22 protein-coding genes are annotated in these 19,820 nt (G+C 53.3%); 6 read left to right on the top strand and 16 right to left on the bottom strand.

What is annotated here, in order from left to right:
- Positions 1 to 43: 43 nt before the first annotated feature.
- The 4 genes from BMX66_RS00640 to BMX66_RS00650 all read left to right on the top strand — a co-directional run bounded on the left by BMX66_RS00640 (position 44) and on the right by BMX66_RS00650 (position 1,485).
- The gene (locus tag BMX66_RS00640; RefSeq protein WP_090877393.1) at positions 44 to 265 is read left to right on the top strand and encodes a CsbD family protein; all 222 of its coding nucleotides are present in this window, start codon (positions 44 to 46) and stop codon (positions 263 to 265) included.
- A 68-nt stretch (positions 266 to 333) separates the two neighbouring features.
- Complete coding sequence (locus BMX66_RS00645; protein ID WP_090877395.1) at positions 334 to 747, top strand: hypothetical protein; 414 nt, start codon at positions 334 to 336, stop codon at positions 745 to 747.
- A gap of 121 nt (positions 748 to 868) precedes the next feature.
- On the top strand, positions 869 to 1,018 hold the full coding sequence (locus BMX66_RS15230; protein WP_121169229.1) for a lmo0937 family membrane protein: 150 nt from the start codon (positions 869 to 871) through the stop codon (positions 1,016 to 1,018).
- A 47-nt stretch (positions 1,019 to 1,065) separates the two neighbouring features.
- Positions 1,066 to 1,485 (top strand): CBS domain-containing protein, encoded by a 420-nt coding sequence (locus tag BMX66_RS00650; RefSeq protein WP_090877397.1) that lies wholly within the window; start codon positions 1,066 to 1,068, stop codon positions 1,483 to 1,485.
- Positions 1,486 to 1,528: 43 nt separating this feature from the next.
- Here the strand turns inward: BMX66_RS00650 and guaA are convergent, their stop codons facing one another.
- The 4 genes from guaA to BMX66_RS00670 all read right to left on the bottom strand — a co-directional run bounded on the left by guaA (position 1,529) and on the right by BMX66_RS00670 (position 5,596).
- A complete protein-coding gene (gene guaA / locus BMX66_RS00655; protein ID WP_090877399.1) occupies positions 1,529 to 3,091 on the bottom strand; it encodes a glutamine-hydrolyzing GMP synthase in 1,563 nt (520 codons plus the stop codon).
- A 166-nt stretch (positions 3,092 to 3,257) separates the two neighbouring features.
- Positions 3,258 to 4,718 carry an IMP dehydrogenase gene (gene guaB, locus BMX66_RS00660; protein ID WP_090877401.1) on the bottom strand — a complete coding sequence of 487 codons (1,461 nt, stop codon included), beginning with the start codon at positions 4,716 to 4,718 and terminating at the stop codon, positions 3,258 to 3,260.
- Positions 4,719 to 4,857: 139 nt separating this feature from the next.
- Positions 4,858 to 5,172, bottom strand: coding sequence for an RnfH family protein (locus tag BMX66_RS00665; RefSeq protein ID WP_090877403.1), 315 nt, complete (start codon positions 5,170 to 5,172; stop codon positions 4,858 to 4,860).
- Positions 5,159 to 5,596: a type II toxin-antitoxin system RatA family toxin gene (locus tag BMX66_RS00670; RefSeq protein WP_090877405.1), complete on the bottom strand. Its 438-nt coding sequence runs from the start codon at positions 5,594 to 5,596 to the stop codon at positions 5,159 to 5,161. Before BMX66_RS00670 ends, BMX66_RS00665 begins: the two co-directional genes overlap by 14 nt.
- 96 nt (positions 5,597 to 5,692) lie before the next feature.
- Here BMX66_RS00670 and smpB point away from each other — a divergent pair, with 96 nt between their 5' ends.
- Complete coding sequence (gene smpB, locus BMX66_RS00675; protein WP_090877407.1) at positions 5,693 to 6,136, top strand: SsrA-binding protein SmpB; 444 nt, start codon at positions 5,693 to 5,695, stop codon at positions 6,134 to 6,136.
- Positions 6,137 to 6,221: 85 nt separating this feature from the next.
- Complete coding sequence (locus BMX66_RS00680) at positions 6,222 to 7,235, top strand: COX15/CtaA family protein (protein ID WP_090879609.1); 1,014 nt, start codon at positions 6,222 to 6,224, stop codon at positions 7,233 to 7,235.
- Positions 7,236 to 7,792: 557 nt separating this feature from the next.
- On the opposite strand, the gene ccmI is transcribed toward BMX66_RS00680, so the two are convergent.
- The 12 genes from ccmI to BMX66_RS00740 form a co-directional block, all read right to left on the bottom strand.
- Positions 7,793 to 9,109 (bottom strand): c-type cytochrome biogenesis protein CcmI, encoded by a 1,317-nt coding sequence (gene ccmI / locus BMX66_RS00685; RefSeq protein ID WP_090877409.1) that lies wholly within the window; start codon positions 9,107 to 9,109, stop codon positions 7,793 to 7,795.
- Positions 9,106 to 9,576: a cytochrome c-type biogenesis protein gene (locus BMX66_RS00690; protein ID WP_090879612.1), complete on the bottom strand. Its 471-nt coding sequence runs from the start codon at positions 9,574 to 9,576 to the stop codon at positions 9,106 to 9,108. Before BMX66_RS00690 ends, ccmI begins: the two co-directional genes overlap by 4 nt.
- A 74-nt stretch (positions 9,577 to 9,650) precedes the next feature.
- Positions 9,651 to 10,175, bottom strand: coding sequence for a DsbE family thiol:disulfide interchange protein (locus tag BMX66_RS00695; protein WP_090877411.1), 525 nt, complete (start codon positions 10,173 to 10,175; stop codon positions 9,651 to 9,653).
- Complete coding sequence (locus BMX66_RS00700) at positions 10,172 to 12,211, bottom strand: heme lyase CcmF/NrfE family subunit (protein ID WP_090877413.1); 2,040 nt, start codon at positions 12,209 to 12,211, stop codon at positions 10,172 to 10,174. The genes BMX66_RS00695 and BMX66_RS00700 overlap by 4 nt, the downstream gene beginning before the upstream one ends.
- A gap of 107 nt (positions 12,212 to 12,318) precedes the next feature.
- On the bottom strand, positions 12,319 to 12,768 hold the full coding sequence (gene ccmE / locus BMX66_RS00705; protein WP_090877415.1) for a cytochrome c maturation protein CcmE: 450 nt from the start codon (positions 12,766 to 12,768) through the stop codon (positions 12,319 to 12,321).
- Positions 12,765 to 12,920, bottom strand: a complete 156-nt coding sequence (gene ccmD, locus BMX66_RS00710; RefSeq protein ID WP_235001468.1) for a heme exporter protein CcmD — start codon at positions 12,918 to 12,920, stop codon at positions 12,765 to 12,767. The genes ccmE and ccmD overlap by 4 nt, the downstream gene beginning before the upstream one ends.
- 29 nt (positions 12,921 to 12,949) lie before the next feature.
- Positions 12,950 to 13,690, bottom strand: a complete 741-nt coding sequence (ccmC, locus tag BMX66_RS00715) for a heme ABC transporter permease CcmC (RefSeq protein WP_090877417.1) — start codon at positions 13,688 to 13,690, stop codon at positions 12,950 to 12,952.
- A gap of 396 nt (positions 13,691 to 14,086) precedes the next feature.
- Positions 14,087 to 14,746 (bottom strand): heme exporter protein CcmB, encoded by a 660-nt coding sequence (gene ccmB / locus BMX66_RS00720; protein ID WP_090877420.1) that lies wholly within the window; start codon positions 14,744 to 14,746, stop codon positions 14,087 to 14,089.
- A gap of 1 nt (position 14,747) precedes the next feature.
- On the bottom strand, positions 14,748 to 15,368 hold the full coding sequence (gene ccmA, locus BMX66_RS00725) for a cytochrome c biogenesis heme-transporting ATPase CcmA (protein ID WP_090877422.1): 621 nt from the start codon (positions 15,366 to 15,368) through the stop codon (positions 14,748 to 14,750).
- Positions 15,369 to 15,902: 534 nt separating this feature from the next.
- Positions 15,903 to 16,382 carry a VOC family protein gene (locus BMX66_RS00730; RefSeq protein ID WP_090877425.1) on the bottom strand — a complete coding sequence of 160 codons (480 nt, stop codon included), beginning with the start codon at positions 16,380 to 16,382 and terminating at the stop codon, positions 15,903 to 15,905.
- Positions 16,383 to 16,569: 187 nt separating this feature from the next.
- Entirely contained in the window at positions 16,570 to 19,236 is a 2,667-nt protein-coding gene (locus BMX66_RS00735) for a M64 family metallopeptidase (protein WP_090877426.1), read from the bottom strand.
- Positions 19,233 to 19,703, bottom strand: a complete 471-nt coding sequence (locus tag BMX66_RS00740; RefSeq protein WP_255398734.1) for a hypothetical protein — start codon at positions 19,701 to 19,703, stop codon at positions 19,233 to 19,235. The genes BMX66_RS00735 and BMX66_RS00740 overlap by 4 nt, the downstream gene beginning before the upstream one ends.
- Between the last annotated feature and the right edge of the window lie 117 nt (positions 19,704 to 19,820).

Here is a 19,820-nt window from a genome sequence, read left to right on the forward strand (position 1 = left end):
GCTGTTATTTTTTATCAATGTATGACGCATAAGGAGCAGCGAAATGAACTGGGACCAAATAGAGGGCAACTGGAAGCAATTCAAAGGTAAGGTGAAGGAACAATGGGGCAAGCTGACCGACGATCATCTTGACACTATTGCAGGAAAACGAGATCAGCTTTCTGGAAAGATTCAGGAGTCGTATGGGATCACCAAGGAAGAAGCGGAGGAGCAAATTTCCGAATGGGAACGAAGCCAGAAGGATGTATATCCTCCGAAGTACTGAGGGCGGGAGCAGGCACAGTGAATTGCGGCGTGCCGCCCAATTGTCAGCCAAACCGATCAAGGAAAATCATGCGTAAATTCAGTGTAGTTCAGATAGCAGCGTGGTTGGCGTTCAGTGCCGGTAGTGCTGGTGTGATGGCGGAGCATCAGATGCCATATGATGTATATAAAGCTGACCTTGATCGCATTGAGCGTGAATATGAGGTGGACAAGGAGCGCTGCGATTCGCTTGACGATAATGCCGAGGATATATGTCTTGCTGAAGCCAAGGGAAAGGAAGAAGTCGCGAAGGCCGATCTCGAAGCCAGGTACAAACCCTCCAGGAAAGCCCGTTATCAAGTAGATGCCGCAAAGGCGGAAGCGGATTTCAGGGTGGCAAAAGAGAAATGTGACGATAAAGACGGAAATGCTAAAGATGTTTGCGTGGAAGAAGCAAAAGCTGCGAAAGCAGCTGCAATAGCCGATGCCAAGAGAGAGTACTAAGCAGCAGAAGCGCTCAGGATGCTACCCGACGGAACCAATGCGATGTTCCTACATTAACCAGACTCAGCCTGGCCTCTGCCGAGCCGCTTGCCGATAAATTTTCACTATAAAGGAAATTATCATGCTTTATACAATCGCTGTTGTTTTGGTCATCCTGTGGTTATTGGGGCTAGTGAGTTCATATACCATGGGTGGTTTCATACACATTCTTCTGGTGATCGCTATCGTCGTTATTCTGCTTAGAATAATTAGTGGCCGCAAACCCCTTTGATCACTTGAGGCGTGCGATAGCATTGAGCTTTAGACAAGGAGGTTAAAGTGCAGAAAATCAGTGAGGTAATGAGCTCCGAGGTGCAGACAATCAGTCCCCTCGCCACGATCGAGGAAGCAGCTCAGGAAATGCGCGATGGCGACTTCGGGTTGCTGCCTGTGGGCGAAGATGAGCAATTACTCGGGGTGATAACTGATCGCGATATTGCGATCAGGGCAGTCGCGGAGGGTAAGGATCCCAGTACCCCGGTTGGGGATGTGATGTCCGAAGGGGTGATATGGGTGGATGAGAACGATTCTGTAGAAGATGCGGCCCAAATCATGAGCGATCATCAGATCAGGCGTCTGCCGGTTGTGGATGCGGATCAGCGGCTAGTAGGTATCGTATCGCTAGGGGATTTTGCCGTCGAAGGTTCCGATATCGGGGCCGTGGCGGAAGCGCTCTCCGACATCTCAAGCCCTCCCTGAATTCTGCTCTCCAGGTAAAAGCATTCGGGAAACCCCGGATGCTTTATTCCCATTCGATCGTCGCGGGCGGCTTGCCCGAGATATCATAGACCACGCGGTTGATGCCACGTACTTCGTTAACGATGCGATTGGATATTCTGGCGAGCAGGGTATAAGGAAGCTCGGCCCAGTGCGCCGTCATGAAGTCTTCGGTTTGCACCGCTCTTAACGCTACCACATAGTCGTAAGTACGTCCGTCGCCCATCACGCCCACTGATTTTACCGGCAAAAATACCGCAAAGGCCTGGGAAGTTTTTTCATACCAGCCGGAGATACGCAGTTCTTCAATAAAGATCGCATCGGCACATCGCAACAATTGAGCATATTCACGCTTCACCTCGCCAAGAATACGCACTCCCAGACCGGGCCCCGGAAAAGGATGGCGGAAGACCATGTCGTGCGGAAGACCGAGTGCCAGTCCCAGTTCCCGCACTTCATCCTTGAATAATTCCCGCAGAGGTTCCAGAAGTTTCAGATGCATTGTGTCGGGCAGCCCGCCAACGTTATGATGCGATTTGATGGTATGGGCCTTTTTCGTCTTTCCGCCGGCGGATTCGATCACGTCCGGATAAATCGTGCCTTGAGCAAGCCAGCGCGCATTGGAGACCTTGGCAGCTTCGCGCTGAAACACTTCGACGAATTCGCGTCCGATGATGCGGCGCTTTGTTTCCGGATCGGCAACCCCTTCCAAATGCTTCAGAAACTCTCTGCGGGCGTCGACGTGTATGACTTTTACACCCAGATTTCTGCTAAAGGCATCCATTACCTGCTCGGCTTCGTTAAGCCGCAGCAGGCCATTGTCCACGAACACGCAGGTCAGCTGTTTACCGATGGCGCGATGAATCAATGCTGCGGCTACCGATGAATCGACGCCACCGGACAGACCCAGAATAACTTCGTCTGGGCCCACTTCAGAGCGGATTCTGCCGATCGCTTCTTCCAGATAATCGGGCATGTTCCAGTCGTAGCCTGCTCCGCAGATTTCATGCACGAATCGCTCGATAATGGCCTTGCCCTGCAGGGTGTGTGTAACCTCCGGGTGGAATTGGATGCCATAAAACTTGCGCGCCTCATCCGCGATGGCCGCCAGCGGCGTGGCGGCGTTACTTGCCATGACTTGAAAGCCGGGAGGAAGCGCCGTTACATTGTCGCCGTGACTCATCCATACATCGAGAACCTGTTTGCCCGACGCATCGGTACGATCGTTAATATCTCGCAGCAGAGTAGTCTGATCTCTGATTTGCAATTCCGCGTAACCGAATTCGCGCACTCTGGAATTTTCAACCCCACCGCCCAGTTGCGCCGCCATCGTTTGCATACCGTAGCAAATACCCATTACCGGTATGCCCAGCTGGAAGACGATTTGTGGCGCGCGCGGCGTTTTATCCTCTGCTACGGAAGCCGGGCCGCCGGAAAGAATAATACCCACGGGCGAGAAATCCCTGACAGATTGCGAACTGATGTCATACGGATGAATCTCGCAGTAGACGTTGTTTTCCCGGACTCGGCGAGCAATCAGTTGTGTATATTGGGAGCCAAAGTCGAGGATGAGTATTTTCTGATGCATGGTCGGTGTGCCGGGCAATATCTTGAGTGACAGCCTCAAATAACAAGAACAACAAGAAAATGGGCGGGAATTAAAAAGAAGACTGAATCAATGTCGGGTTGACCTGGAGAGCACGTTATTCACATGCACCAACGGCGATTTTCTGGCACGGCGTATCGCCCAGCAACTATTCCATGCGATAGTTCGGTGCTTCTTTAGTGATCTGCACGTTATGGACGTGAGATTCACGAATACCGGCAGAGGTGATTTCGATAAACTCGGCTTTAGCATGCATGTCGTCAATTGTTTCGCAGCCAAGATAGCCCATGCCGGAACGCACCCCTCCGATGAGCTGCTGAATGACAGCGGTAACACTTCCTTTGAAAGGAACACGCCCCTCCACGCCTTCCGGCACAAGTTTCCTGCTATCCTGCTCGGCTTGCTGGAAATAGCGGTCGCTTGAACCTTGCTGCATTGCGGAAAGCGATCCCATGCCACGGTAGGTCTTATAGGAACGTCCCTGAAATAGTTCGATTTCCCCAGGCGCTTCCTCCGTGCCAGCGAACAATCCTCCCAGCATCACGCAACTGGCTCCAGCCGCAATTGCCTTGGCAATATCGCCGGAATAGCGGATGCCGCCATCGGAAATCAAGGGAACACCTGTATTTGCGAGCGCGTCGGATACATTCCTGATTGCGGTAATCTGCGGAACGCCTACGCCCGCCACCACGCGGGTGGTGCAAATGGAACCAGGGCCTATTCCGACTTTCACGGCATCTGCACCCTGATCAACCAGCGCTCTGGCAGCCGCAGCGGTAGCAATATTGCCGCCAATAACCTGAATATGGGGAAACCGTTTTTTCACCCACTGTACTCGATCAAGCACGCTCTGGGAATGGCCGTGCGCGGTATCCACGACTATTACGTCAACGCCTGCTTCCGCTAGCGCTTCTGCGCGTTCGTCACTACCCTCGCCAACCCCGATTGCCGCTCCCACCCGCAATCGCCCAAAATCATCCTTGCATGCATTGGGGTGCTCCGAGGTCTTTATAATATCTTTCACGGTAATCAACCCGCGCAACTCGAAATTGCTATTCACGACCAGCACGCGTTCCAGCCGGTATTTGTGCAACAGAGTCATTGCTTCCTCGCGGCTGGCTCCTTCATTTACAGTGATCAGCCGCTCTTTGAGCGTCATGATATTTTTGATGGGTTGGTCCAGATTGGTTTCAAAGCGGAGATCGCGATTGGTGACGATACCGACGACTTTTGAGCCTTCCACTACCGGCAAGCCGGATATCTTGTATTTGTGGATGAGGTCAAGCACGTCGCGCACTGTCATATCCGGCGGGATGGTGATAGGGTCTTTCACGACGCCGCTCTCGAATCGCTTGACATTCGCTACATGAGCGGCCTGCGACTCTGCCGGCATATTCTTGTGGATGATGCCAATGCCGCCTTCCTGGGCGAGTGCAATGGCAAGCGGCGCCTCAGTAACCGTATCCATGGCGGCGGAAACCAGCGGTATGTTCAGAGAGATTTCGCGAGTGAGCCGCGTAGTCAGATTGACGTTGCGGGGTAGGACTACGGAGTGGGCAGGAAGCAGCAAAACATCGTCAAAGGTTAGGGCTTTCTCAACCAGTCGCATGATATTGATCCTTCACAAAGCGGCATTATAGCGAAACCCGAGGATTGCGGGGGACAAACCACCGGAATCAGGCGTATTGATTGCGGACAATCATGTCGAAATGGTCGGTCTTCACGGCGGGGCGATGAAGATTTGCGGTTTATTCTCCGGCCTTCCGCGTTGAGCTGGATTCTTTCGCGCGTCTTCTGCGGCTTTCTTTCGGATCGACGATTAAAGGCCGATAGATTTCCACGCGATCGCGATCTCGCAGGACCATGCCGGACTTGACTGACTTGCCAAAAATGCCCACCTTGTTGCGGGCAAGGTCGATCTCCGGAAAAAGATCGATAATTCCCGAAAACAGCACAGCCTGCTCCGCTGTTGTGCCGGACGGCACGCTCAGCCGCCGCATAACCTGATTCCCCGGCAAAGCGTACGCTACTTCGATCTCAACCTTTCGTTCAGGAGCTTCCATAAACTTCTTCCGCACGTTCAATGAACGCTTCCACAAAGCTATTGGCTATCATGAAAAATACTGGCCCCACCAGTTTTTCGAGAAACAGGTGCGCGAATGTGTAATGCAATCGAAATTCTATTTTGCAGGCGTTTTCCGCCAGCGGTATGAAACGCCAGTGACCGTCAAGGTTCTTGAACGGCCCGTTCAGCAGGGTCATGGTAATCAATTCCGGCGGCTGCCTGATATTCTCGGTAGTGAAACTGTGCTTGATGTGATGGTAGTCTATCTGGACAGTCGCGTGGGTAACCGACTCATTTTGCGGAACGACGGACGAACCCCCGCACCAAGGCAAAAACTTGGGATAGTCTTCTACTGCGTCCACTAGCGCAAACATACGGCTCGCAGAGTAACCGATCAGTACCGATTTCTCGATTTCAGCCATAAGATAGAGATAAACCGCCCTGATCCAACGAGACCCTATTGAAAGCTGTTAAAATACACCAAACCCGCTCGGAACTCACCCTTTTTCTTCCCTTACATGAGTATTATCCAGAATAAAAAAGCTTTTTACGATTATTTTATCGAGGAGAAATATGAAACCGGCGTAGTTTTCGAGGGTTGGGAGGTCAAGGCTATTCGAGCGGGGCGGGTGCAGTTAAAAGAAGCTTATGTCGTCTTGCGCAACGGTGAACTGTTCCTCATCGGCTGTCATATCAGTCCTTTGTTAACGGCCTCGACCCATATCCAGCCGGATCCAGTGCGTACCCGTAAACTGCTGTTACACGCCGAGGAAATTAAACGGCTCATCGGTAAGGTGGAGCGCGCCGGCTACACGTTGGTGCCTTTGGATATGCACTATAAAGCGGGCAAAATCAAGCTCGAAATCGGTCTTGCCAAAGGCAAGAAGCAACATGACAAACGCGAATCCGAGAAACAGAAGGAATGGACGCGCGACAAGCAGCGATTGATGCGCGCCAAATAAATCCTTAAGCCCTTAAATTAAATTATTTGCCATGCAACTTGCTCAGACATCGTTAATTCCACCCAAAACCGATTACCATTTCACCATGCAAAAACCCATCGCCATCTGGCTGCTTGCCTGCTGTGCTCTGGTATTTGCCATGGTGGTTGTCGGCGGCGTCACCCGGCTTACCCATTCAGGATTATCCATTGTCGAATGGCAGCCCATCGTTGGCACCATGCCCCCACTCAGCCAGGGTGATTGGGACGAACTTTTTGAAAAATATCATCAGACGCCTCAATATAAAAAGATCAATCTCGGCATGAGCCTGGATGAATTCAAAAGCATTTTCTGGTGGGAATATTTCCACCGGTTGCTGGGGCGTGTCATCGGACTGGCTTTTTTTATTCCCTTTTTGTATTTCATTGCAAAAAAGGCAATAGACCGGCCATTGGGTCTGAAACTAGCCGGAATCTTCTTGTTGGGTGGTTTGCAGGGGGGGATGGGGTGGTATATGGTAAAAAGCGGGTTGGTGGATAATCCGCATGTCAGCCAATATCGCCTCACCGCGCATTTGGGACTTGCCTTCGCTATTTATGCCGCCATGTTTTGGGTGGCGCTGGATCTGCTTTACCCGGTCGGCATATCGCTTGCGAGCAGTGGGTTACGCAGTTTGCGCCGTTTTTCAATCGCGCTGACCTCGCTGATATTCATAATGATCTTATCCGGAGGATTTGTGGCCGGTATCCAGGCGGGCATGGCCTACAACACCTTTCCTCTGATGGATGGCCACATCATCCCACCTGAATTATTCGTGCTGGAACCATGGTACCGAAATTTCTTCGACAATATGACGACGGTACAATTCGATCATCGCCTTATTGCCTGGACGCTCGCGTTTCTGGTACCAGTTTTCTGGTATAAATCCAGAAGCGTACCGCTTGACGGTTCGGCTCGTCTGGCGTGCAGCCTGCTGCTGATCATGCTGGCGGTACAGATAAGCCTGGGCATTTCAACGTTGCTGCTTGTCGTCCCTCTGCCATTAGCGGCAGCTCATCAGGCGGGTGCCGTGTTGCTGTTTACGGCCGCCCTTTGGGTCAATCACCGATTGAGTGGTTAAACAAGGTTCTTCGAATAGGCTATGCGAGCGCGAGGAAGGGGATAAGGGAATAAGGGGGGAGGGGCAAGCAAGCGATTCTTTCAATAAAACCGGAAAAGCTCGCGCTTGTGAAATGCCGCCAAGTTCGAATCAGCAGATTCACTCAATCCTAACCTTGTAAAGACTAGCAGAAAAGCAATAGTCCCGCACCGTCACAGGTAAAATGCCAGACTCAGGCAGTTCAACCGTGGCGTTGGGTCACTGCTGTATCAAGCAGCGCTCATACAGCGCAATGCACTTGGTTTACTGGCGCGCCCCGCACATCATGCATGCCACCTCGTTTTACAAATTCTGGCAATAGGTATTGCGGAGCGCGGCGGCGTAATCCGATATCTTGGACGAAGGTAATTTGGCTAGCAGCCTGTCGGACTTAAAGGAAATCGACTGCAAAAGCGTCTGGCTGGTCCATATTTCGCCGCTTTTTCGGCCAATAGAATAACTATTGGCCTTCAAAAATCCTCAAAATCTGTCCTTACCCAGTCACTTTTTCGCTTCGATTCTTCAAGTCCGACAGGCTGCTAGGGTAGCTGCTGATCAATTACAAAATTAATACCCTTGCTGCCAATCCTGATGGGTTCACTGAAACCCTGCAGATCGCCGCTTTGTGGCATGGGAGATCCAGATTTGGAGATTCTGGCGCCCACTACGACCTCATTGGGAAAAGTGGACAGCTGGACGCCGGACCTGGCCATGGAGTCGTTCAGTGAAAAGGACGCGGGTAAATCCTTGACTTGCAGGCGCAACGTCGCCAGCGGTGCCTTTGGCCCCGTTTTAGCGCGGGCAAAAATATACAAACTGTCATTGGGAGATGCCTTGCCAGCCAGGGCAGGGCTTATCGTGACTGTACCGGAAAGCGTGCCTGATGTGGCAGTCCCGGCTGCCGCTACTGACTCTGATTTGCTCTCCCCAGGCGGTGGAACCCGACTGCCCGGCGACTGTTCCTGCGCTCTTGCCACCAGACTACCTTTTCCTGCCGCCAGAGATTTTGCTTCCGCAATACTGTTGTTAACGGATTGCACCAGCTCGGCCTCGGACGGCGGAATGAGCGCCAGTAATTTTTCCCAGTAGGCGGCCGCCTCCTTGTATTTTTTCTGCTCAAATTCGGCGGTGCCCGCCAGTGCCAGCGCCTTGGGGTTGACGGGGTCGAGGCGTAGTGCCTTGTTGATCAGCTCCAAAGGCTCCCCCAGCAGACTGCCGTTGTTCGTCATCGCAACAATATCGGCATAATCGGTAAGGAATTCCGGATTATCAGGGGACAAGGCAAGCACTTTTTCGTAAGCATCCTTTGCCTCGTTGAAACGTTGCATCATTGCGTAGGTACGACCCAGCATGAGCCAGCCTTCTATATCGTCGGGCTGCTCCTGGAGGCGTGCAGTAAGATTTTCCAGTACGGACGAAATGTTTGCATGACCGCCATCGTCCGTTGCCCCAGCCATCGGCATTTGTTCCATGGCAGATTGTGGCAGCAACGCTTTCGTATTGCCAAGCCAGAGATAGAGTGATATTGCCAGAAGCGGTACTATCAGAATTGTCAATGTTATGGTCGCAACATTGCGGTTGCCGCCCATAATTGCCGCAGTCATGGTTTCTCCTTCGGGTATGTCCTGCAGCATCCGGTGCTGTAATTCCCGCTTGCTTTGTTCGTATTGCTCGCGAGTCAGAACGTCGTTGAGGAAATCGCTATCGAGTTCGGCCAGTTGATCGCGATAGATGCTGATATTGGTCGCGTCGCGCTCGACACCCTCTTGACGATTCTTTTTACTCCACAATGTCGGGAGGACGAACAGCAACGCACCGACAATAAATATGCCGGCTACCACCCAGAATGACGTCATGCGTTGTTACCCTTGCTTTCCTTTAGCAGGGCTTCAGCCTGCTTGCGCTGCTGTTCGGATAGCATTGGTTCTTCAGTCTGGCTACGGCGGCGTTTGAGGTAAACAACCAGTATTACCGCCCCCATTATCAGAAAAATGAAAGGACCGAACCACAGGAAAATTGTCGTAGGCTTGACCGGCGGGTTATAGAGCACAAAATCCCCATAACGCGCTACCAAAAAATCAACAATTTCCTTATCACTTTTGTTAGCCCGCATCTGTTCGCGGATTTCACGTCTCAGGTCGTTGGCAAAATCTGCTCGAGAACCGGCCAGCGATTCGTTCTGGCATACGAGGCAGCGTAAATCTTCCGATAACGCAATCATGCGTCTCTCGATTTCGGGATCCTCGGCCACCGGCGCAGCTTCCTTAGCCCATCCAGGGGATAGCAAAAGCATCAAGGCGAGCATCAGGATTATTTTTCCCATGCTAAAAAAATGTTCTCGCATAGTAAAACGCGAGTGCACAGAAATAAGATTCACTGAGGGAAATAGAAGCATGGTCATCCCTGAAGCTCCTTCACCAGCGGCAGGATTGTTTTCTCAAGTGCTTCCACTGTTATAGGACCAATCTGTTTGTATCGAATAACTCCATTTTTGTCGATGACATATGTCTCCGGCACACCGTAGACCCCAAATTCTATGCCTGTCCTGCCTTCCGGATCCCGCACACTGACCGTGTAAGGGTCTCCAAACTGCCTCAGCCATTGTAAAGCCAGATCGCGCTCGTCCTTATAGTTGAGGCCGTAGACCGGCACTATTCCGGATTTAGCCAATTCGACCATTAACGGATGTTCTTGACGACAAGAGACACACCATGAAGCCCAGACATTCAACAGCCAAACCTTTCCCAGATTATCCTTCGACGTCAGCGTCTTGTCCGATTCGTGGAGTTGCTCTAACTGGAATTCAGGCGCAGGCTTCCCGATTAAAGGGGAAGGGACCTGCCGGGGATTGAGATTCAGACCTACCAGCAGAAAACCGACAAGCACGATGAATGCCGCCAATGGCAGCAGGAAACGCGTCATGCCTTCTTGCTCCTCGCAATCATGGGCGCAGCCGGAGCCTTCTTGCCGGCCGGGATTTTCTTGCCGCTAGCTTTTCTGTCATCGGCAGGTTCACGTTCCTCGCGTGGCGATAGACGATAACGCCTGTCAGTTACGGCCAACGCGCCTCCAAAGGCCATCAGCAAGCACCCAAACCAGATCCAGTCGACGAATGGCTTATGGTAAACCCGTACCACCCATGCTCCGTTCTCAAGCGGTTCGCCCAGGGCAACATACAGGTCGCGCAGGAAGCCGGTATCGATCGCAGCTTCCGTCATAGCCATTCCAGAGGCGTTGTAAACCCGTTTTTCAGGTTCCATGACGCCAACTTTTTCGCCGTTCCGCAGTACATCCACATTGCCGATATCGGCAATGTAATTGGGGCCCGGCGCCTTTTTAGCGCCATTGAAGCGGAATGTGTAGCCACCGACCTCCACCGTTTCGCCAATTGCCATGCGCACATCTTTTTCGGTTTCATAACCACCGACCAAAGTTACACCGATAACGAAGACCGCTATACCCAGATGCGCAAAATGCATGCCGTAGTAGCTACGCGATTGTGCGGCAAGTTTTGCGAATAAACCTATCTTGCCACTGCTCCGCAACCGGTGTGTCAGGCTGACGGCTATAGTTGAAATTACCCAGAAAGCGAGCAGCAAACCGAAACTTACGAAAGGTTTCCATTCACCCATGACAAACGGCATCAGCAGGGCGGTGACGAGACTCACGGCAAAAGCCCAGCGCAAGCGTATTGCGAGTTCAGGTATGCTTGCCTGTTTCCAGCGCGCAAGGGGGCCAACACCCATCAAAAATATTGCGGGCGTCATCAATGGCACGAATACGGCTTCGAAATAGGGAGGCCCGACCGATATTTTTCCGAGCTCAAGCGCATCCATGATCAGCGGATAAAGCGTACCCAGCAGAATGCTGCCCGCCGCGACCATCATCAATAGATTATTGCCAAGCAGCATCGATTCTCTCGAAACCAGTTCAAATTTGCCACCCAGGCCAATTTTTGGTGCGCGCCAGGCAAAAAGCAGCAGGGAACTCCCAATGACGATAACCAGAAAGGCGAGGATGAATATGCCGCGCTTGGGATCCGTTGCAAAAGCATGCACCGAAGTCAATACCCCCGAGCGAACCAGGAATGTACCGAGGAGGCTCAAGGAAAACGCGCATATTGCCAGTAGCACCGTCCAGCTCTTGAAGCCTCCCCGTTTTTCGGTTACTGCAAGGGAGTGAACCAGCGCCGTTCCCACCAGCCATGGCATGAACGAGGCGTTTTCAACGGGGTCCCAGAACCACCAGCCGCCCCATCCGAGTTCATAATAGGCCCACCAGCTTCCCAGCATGATACCGATGGTGAGAAACAACCATGCGACCGTCGTCCATGGACGTGACCAACGCGCCCAGGTTGCGTCCATTTGTCCACTTAACAGCGCGGAAATAGCGAAGGCGAACGCGACTGAAAAGCCTACGTAACCCATATAAAGCATAGGTGGATGAACAACCATGCCCGGGTCCTGCAGCAAAGGGTTAAGATCGCTTCCTTCCATTGCACCCGGCAGCATCCGTTCAAAAGGGTTGGAAGTGAAAAGCATGAACAAAATAAAACCAACGCTCACCAGGCCCATAACGCCTAGCACCCGCGCCACCATGTCGTTAGGCAGATGGCGGCTGAATACGCTGACTGCAACCGACCAGCTCGCCAGCATCAATGTCCACAGCAACAAGGAACCTTCATGCGAACCCCAGGTAGCCGCAAATCGATACTCCACCGGCAATTTCGAATTGGAGTTTTGCGCGACGTTTATTACCGAGAAGTCGCTGGTGACGAATGAATAGGCCAGACAGAAAAATGCGATGACGACAAATACAAACTGTCCCTGAACTACCGGACGCGCGAGCGCAATCCAGGAGGGTATGCCACGGGCGGCACCAATAATGGGCAGGGTACCTTGTATAAGTGCCAGCAGAAGGGCGAGTATCAGAGCGAAATTACCAAGTTCTGGGATCATGGTCAGGGCTATGAGTTATGGATTGAAAATAGGAAATGTGGCCAGGATTGGGCCAGGTTTGAAAGGTTTCCGGTCCTGCCAAACCTCCGCCCACAATATTATTCGTGCTATTGCACCAGCACCGTTTTACGTGCCTTATCCGCCTGGTCCAACGCGTCCGCGGCTTCCGGCGGCATGTAATTTTCATCGTGTTTTGCGAGTACCTCGTCTGCGCGGAAAACGCCATCCTGCGCCAGTTTTCCCTGAGCTACCACACCTTTGCCTTCCTTGAACAAATCGGGAAGAATGCCTGTATACACTACCGGAATAACTTTTGCGGTATCCGTCACCACGAAATTCACTGTCACGCCATCGTTCTGACGCTTGACGCTGCCTTCTTCCACGAGGCCGCCGATACGAAAGCTCTTGCCCATGGGAGCTTCCTTGTTGGCTACCTGGGTAGGGCTGAAGAAAAATACCAGATTGCTCTGGAATGCATTCAAAACCAGTATGGAAGCAACGCCCAATGCGGTTACGCTCGAGGCGATGATTGCCAGTTTTTTATGACGTGGTTTCATTTCTCTTCTCTTGGTTGTTTAGTTGACTGATGAATCAGACTGAGATGTCTGAGCAAAGTTCGCTTGCGGTTGAAAACCAGAAAAATTTCTCCGGCCAGGCAGAGAAGTGCTACCAGATAGGATCCCCATACGTAGAATCCGTATCCTCCCATGTCCAGAAATTCCGATAGACCACCCCAGTTCACTGTACGGCCCCCTGTAACTCGCCCACCCACGCGGTGTGGCGCTCACGTTCCAGGATAATGGCCCGTGTGCGTATCAGTATTACGGCGATTGCGTACATCCAGCATGCGATTGACATGATCAGCATGCCTGTCAGCATGGTGGATGCCATTTTCGGTGATTGGGTAAGGCTGACGGAAGCTCCCTGGTGCAGCGTATTCCACCATTTCACAGAGAAATATATGATCGGTACGTTCACTACCCCAACGAGAGCGATCATTGCGCCTGCCTTGTCGGCGCGGCGTGGGTCATCTATTGCCGCCTGCAGCGACATGAAGCCTATATAGAGGAACAGCAGGATCAATTCGGATGTGAGCCGTGCATCCCATACCCACCAGGTTCCCCACATGGGCTTGCCCCATAGTGCGCCAGTCCATAAGGCAAGAAAAGTAAACATTGCTCCTGTCGGCGCAATGGCTGTGGCTACCATGGAAGAAAGGCGCGTGTTGAACGCAAGGCCGATACCGGACCACATCGCCATTATCACGTAGAGAAACATGGATAACCAGGCGGCAGGAACGTGAATGAAAATAATGCGATAAGCTTCACCCTGCTGAAAATCGGTGGGAGCTACAAAGAAACCGATATAAAGCCCTGCCACGAATAATACGGCCGCGGCGATGGAAAAAAACGGGATCATTTTACCGGCAAGGAAGTAGAAGCTTGCCGGAGAGGAATATTTAAACCAGTTAATCGCCATATTGAAAAATACCGGGTTCCTGTTTGAGGTGTTTGTTTTTGCGCCTCAAGTGTTGCGCCTCAAGTGCTTAACTGCAAATTTTAACCTAAAAACCTTAAATTCAGAATTGGTTTCTTTGGAAAGCTCTGAATAAGTCTCGAGTTTGGCAGCAGGGTTGCGACCGGTCTTGAATCGGAGTGGGATGACATCACAGGAGAACGGGCAACTGTAGGACGTGGGCAAGTATCATGGATTTGGCAATAAACGGTGGCTTTCTTCGTTGCCACAATCAACTTCGCTGAGCACTTTGGCGTAACGTGTGCGGACAGCCAAGTTTTACCTTCGTCATGCGTTTTATGCCCACCCTCATTTTGCCGCGCTCGGTTATCAAAATGAAAGACGTGCTCAGACTTTCCGTTACTCCATCGAAATCCGCAATGACACGGCCGCGGTCCATGGCGCCAGGGCAAGAGATGCCAGCAGAAATGCACCCAGCAGCGACATATGTGCTCCAGCACCCAAACCCGCTACGCTTGCTTCCACCCCGCCGGCGCCAAATATCAGTACCGGAATATAGAGGGGCAACACCAGCAGCGACACCAGCACTCCGCCCCCTCGCAACCCCAAAGTCAGCGCCGCGCCAATCGCACCGATCAGGCTTAATACGGGTGTTCCCAACAATAGCGAGGCCGTCAGCACAAGCAGCGCATCCGCTGATAAATCATATTGAATGCCCAGTACGGGAGCCATCAGCACCAGGGGCACACCTGTTACCAGCCAGTGCGCCAGCGCCTTGCCCAGTACAAGCAGGGATAGCGACTGGGGTGAGAGCAGCATCTGCTCCAGCGTGCCATCAAGGTGATCGCTGGAAAACATCCGCCCCAGCGACAACATCGAGGCCAGCAGTGCCGCCACCCAAACGACGCCTGGCGCCATGGTTCGGAGCATGTTCATCTCGGGCCCCACCCCGAGGGGAAACAGGCTCACGACAATGATAAAAAAAAACAGGGTTGTCAAGACATCTGACCGCCGCCGCATCGCGAGCAGAAGATCGCGCTGGATTATCTGCAGAAACATGTCAGGCGAGCTGCAACCGCTGGGTTGCGCCGGCGGTTATCTCGATCTCCTGGTGAGTTGTCATCACTATCATACCGCCGTGTTCCAGGTGCCGCTCCATTAAACCCTGTACCAGCTTCACCGCCGCAGTATCCAACGCCGTCAGGGGTTCATCCAGTATCCATAGTACCGTACTGCATACCAGCAGGCGTGCCAACGTCACCCTGCGCCGCTGGCCCTGCGACAATACTTTGGCCGGCAAGAGTTCGCGTCCCCCGAGTCCCATGTGCTGCAAGGCTTCATGCGCCTTGCGTTCATCGATTTCGGTACCAGCCAGGGCACTGGAAATACGAAGGTTTTCAATGGCGGTCAAATCGTCTTTCACGCCGCTTAAATGGCCAAGATAGGTCATTGAACCGTAGTAATCGCCACCGAGGGAGCGGATTTCAACGCCATCCCAGAGAATTTCACCATGAGCTGGAGTCGCGAGTCCGCACAGCATGCGTAAAAGACTGGTTTTACCGCTGCCATTGGGCCCTTGGACTTGCATCAATCCGCCAGTTTCGAGGGAAAAATCGATGCCGGCGAATAATTTGCGGTCACCGCGCACGCACGTCAGGTTGTGTCCTTGCAGCGTTGGCATTTATCGAAGCCAAAAAAGCCAGCATTATAGCGTATCGAGGAGACAGGTGGCCGTGCGTATAATTTACATAAAGACCAATACGGTCGAAGCCAATAAACTTCGAGTTGTATTACTGCTACAGGGTGGCGCAGATTTCTTCGCAAGTGGTCCGACTAGCCACAGGGATAGGCGGCCAAACAAGCGAAGCATCACGCCGTATCGATCAGGTTCCTGGTCTGCGAAGCAGCAGATTGAGGTGAAGAATAACACCTGTCAAGCATGCAATGCGCGATGATAATCAGGTGCCGTGGCAACAAAGTGAGGCAATTGGCATACGGTGCAATGCGCCTTTGCTTCTTGTCGTCTTACAACGCTGGGGGTGAACGGTTTGTTTACCTTCGGGATCAGAGCCTGTGTTGCAATTGACCAAGAAAGCCTCCGACCCGGTCCCGATTTTGGGAGGGCTGGTTGATAATCCGGCCTCCATAGAGGTTTATTCAGAGGCTTATAAATATTCCAGATGTCCCCATGCGTTTATCAGGCCTGTTCCGTTGTTCAGGTTTTCGCCTTGTCTTGCTGAAACATTGCCTTGGCGCGCTGTTTGATTTCGTCCAGCGAGAGATCTTCATTGTGAGTCGCAAGGAACCACATATGCCCGAATGGGTCCTGCAGCGTGCCTGTCCTGTCACCGTAAAACTGATCCTGGACCGGCTTGATGGCCTTGGCGCCTGCACTCACCGCCTGATTAAACAACGCGTCCACATCCTTTACATATAAATGAAGACCAATGGGCGAGCCGCCCAAGGATTGCGGATTACGAAATGGGCTTTCGCCGCCGCAATCGTCAGCCATCATGATGCGGGAATCGCCAACTTGAATCTCGGCATGTCCGATTTTGCCGCCGGGCATATCCATTCTGTATAATTCCGCTGCGTTAAACGCTCGCTTGTAAAATTCAATGGCATCGGCAGCGCCATTTATCATCAGGTATGGGGTAACGGTATGGTAACCATCAGGTATGGGTCTGGTTGTCATGTCTGTACTCCTCTTTCAAGTGGATTTTTCGCATCGCTGATATACAGGGATACAGGGGTGGCATACGTCTGTGCATCCTCTCTGCCAAGTGCTTGTTAAACCGTACTATAGGAATTTCGTTAATGGTCTGCCTACTACATCTGCAAGGTCGGCGGATCAGGCGGTTTTGTATCATCGGACTTTGATCTCATCCGTCCCCCGCCCTCGACCGGCACCGTTCGCCCAAACATTTCAGAAGCGTCGGCAGGTCGACGCCCATCTCCTTGAATCTTTGCGTGAGTTCGTCACTGATAACGCCTCTCTCCCGCAGGCAGTGCAGTAAATCGCACAGATCGCTGCCCTTTGGATGGTTCGGATCCCAGTTGTCGCCCCCTGGCGTCGCCACCCCGGTAAGCGTGCGTTCTCGTTCGAAAAGTAGTCCGCGCATGGTCTCGCCGCGCGCGCGAACGCGGAAACTGAAGACCCCCGGTATTTGCAGTTGATAGGCTGCGACGAATTGTCCTCCCGAATCCAGGCTCAGTGCGATAACGTCGGTTACGCCGCCCGGGCGCATTATTTCTGCCCACACATCCGCATGGCCCCTGAGCGGTGCCTCATACTCGCGCAGCGACGCTGTGAGACGGATGATGGCGCCGATCTCGAAACTCGTCTGTGTCGCATAAGCCGAAAAGGTCAAGCTGGAATAGACGTGCGCCACGACCTCATACGGTAGAACAGCCCGTGGCGCGACACCTTCCGGCAATGCGCGAAGTGGCTTCAGCACAGCGTGCCACAGTCCGGCATGGGTTCCGGCGGCTTGGGCCGGAAGCACTGGCAGGGCGCACCGGTAATAGGACGCATACTGACTCATCACAAATTCAGAGTTGGCTCCGCCCGGCCCTGAGGTTGGCGTGATAAGCGAGCCGTCCGGCGCTTCAAGCTGACAATCGATGGCCTGCGGAGCAGGACTCAACACGATCAGATCCATTCCATAATCCGCTTCGCAAGTCCAGAACGGAATGCGATGCTCGGAATTCCTGCCAAGAACACCTCGCGGATCGGCCGCGATTTGCGCATTCGAGACGCCAGCAAGTATTTGCAGAAAATATTTGCCGAGCCGCATAGGCTGATCGGTTGAGAGTGCGCCGGTGATCAAAAGATACCCGTTGTGCCCCTGGCACAGCGTTGTCAGCGCGGGAACGCTGATATTGGACGGCAGTCCGAAGCCAACCGCATATGTGTTTGCCGTGATACTGCCTGAGATGTCGGCCAGGGGTGGAGGGCGGTTCCACATTCCATCGGTGAGCACCACCATTGCCGTCACATCATATGGAGGGGCCGCCGCCGCTTGCGCGTCATCCAGCATCTGCTTTCCCTTCACTACGCCGTCGCCGATGGATGTGGCACCCGCGGGATCGATATCACTTCCTGAAATATGTCCAATCGCAGTCGTACGCCCCGCCCCGCCGGGAGCAGCGCCGACGTCCTGGATTTCCATCAACCGTTGCGCAGCTTCGTTGAAACGGACAAGCCCAATCCCATCCCCGGGCTGCATGATGCTGATAAAAGCGTTGGCCGCCTCGCGCAGTTTCTGCACCTTTGTAACGGCATCGCCGGCATCGTCATCCATGCTACCGGACCGATCCAGCACAAGCGCGACGGCCGCGCGGGGACGCGCGATGGTGTTGGCAAGAATATTGATCGTCCAGGTCTGGTCTGTCTCGGCGCAGCGAACGGTAACGTCCCCACTGGCGGAATCGCCCGGATTCGTCGACGTATATGCCAGCCAGATGCGGGCTTGTGTGACGGGGAGAATCGGATCGCTGGTGACGGTGATAGATGTGCCATCCGGTGTGTCGAAACCACCAGTCGGTCCCGCGATGATTTCGAATGTGAGGCTGCGGCAGACTACAACCTCCCACACGATTGCACGATGCGTCGTGATGCCGACACCCCCCATTCCCGCCGGAACGTCCCGGAAATCAATACTCGGTGTAATCAGGTTGATCGATTCAGCCGGTAGAAACGGTTGTAGCGTTTGGCGGATAACACCGGCACATACAGGACAGAACGGCGCGTAGTCCCGCATGTAGCAACTCGGCAGCGGACGGTAGGTGTTGCAGTCCGAGTAAATCGCTCCCTCATAGGTACCTACCGCCCCTGCCGCCGGAAGCGTCGCAGGAGGTATGCAGGTGGAAGCCGTGCAGCCTGGATCGCATTGTGACGGCATCGGCGTGGTATCGGCAATCAGAGTACGCCACTTGTTCGTGGCGCGATTTGTGTCGCGCGTCACATTAGGCTGAGATGGCTCTCCTGCCGGTGTGCCAACGCCGTTGCCGCCATACTCATCCGCCAGCCCAAAAGCACTGTGGCCAATTTCGTGAATTGCAATCTGGGATGCCAGGGCATTGGTGGAACAGGTGGCGATTGTTCCACCCGAGCCGCCATACTTGCTCGAATTGACGATGCAAAGCACCTGATGCCTGAGCGGTACCTGCGCAGAGGCAACTGACAATGCCAAGGCTGTATTTACGGTCAGCAGGCGATCAAGAGGCGTCCCGGCAAAATCCGTGCAGAATGTTGCATCGAAATAAGTGTTGGCTGTTGTCGGCGTTCCCCCAGCGCATCCGGGATCGTCAGCGCCACTATCGGTTGAGACGACGTCAACCCGATGCACATTGATTCCACAAAAGGCTTCGTCCAGAGGCGGGGTCGTGCGCAAGGTCACCAGGAAATTCTGCACATCCGCATGATACTGGGGCAACTCGCTCGCGCGGTATCCGTCGCCCAGAATGACGAGATTCCAGCGCGCACTGTCGGGACCGTGATCGACAACCTTCGTCGTGCCAACAACATATCCATCACTCGCGCTCATTGGGTGCTTCCCCTCTCTCCCCTGGGTATGTCGAACCTCGCCAGTTCAGCCGATCCCGCCTGCAGTGCGCTTACCTTAGTCACGTCGAGCGATTCACCCATCAGCGTCACTGACGCGGCATCCGGTTTATCCGGAAGGAGCACCTCAAAGATGCTTTCCTTGACATCGCCAAATTCACGCCGAATCCTGCCATCGGGCGAATGTACCTCCACGGATCCGGCCAGCGGCGAATGGATAAGCCGGTGGAAAATCACGTGATCGCTCTTGTCGCGAAGTTCCATCCAGAAGCCGCCGTGCTTCCTCGCCTGCGGGAGTTCTCCGATCGAAGGAGGGCAAATCATTTGCAGCCGTTCATGCGATATCAACTGAACTGTTCCGTCCGCGACCCGAAACGTGAGCCGGAGCGTTTTGGGAGACTGTCTGACATCGGGGCGTTTCGCCTGATCGGGCTGGTCGATATTCGACATGCTTCCTCCTGTAAGTGAAAAGCGGGATAGCGGTGAATTAATGACATCAATCGAACAACTGTTTCAAAGCCACCGCTTCCTGTCCTGTTCAAGTGTTGCGGTCTTGCTGCAGCGTCT

The organism is Nitrosovibrio sp. Nv6 (assembly GCF_900110495.1).
In the GTDB taxonomy this organism is placed as follows: Bacteria; Pseudomonadota; Gammaproteobacteria; order Burkholderiales; family Nitrosomonadaceae; genus Nitrosospira.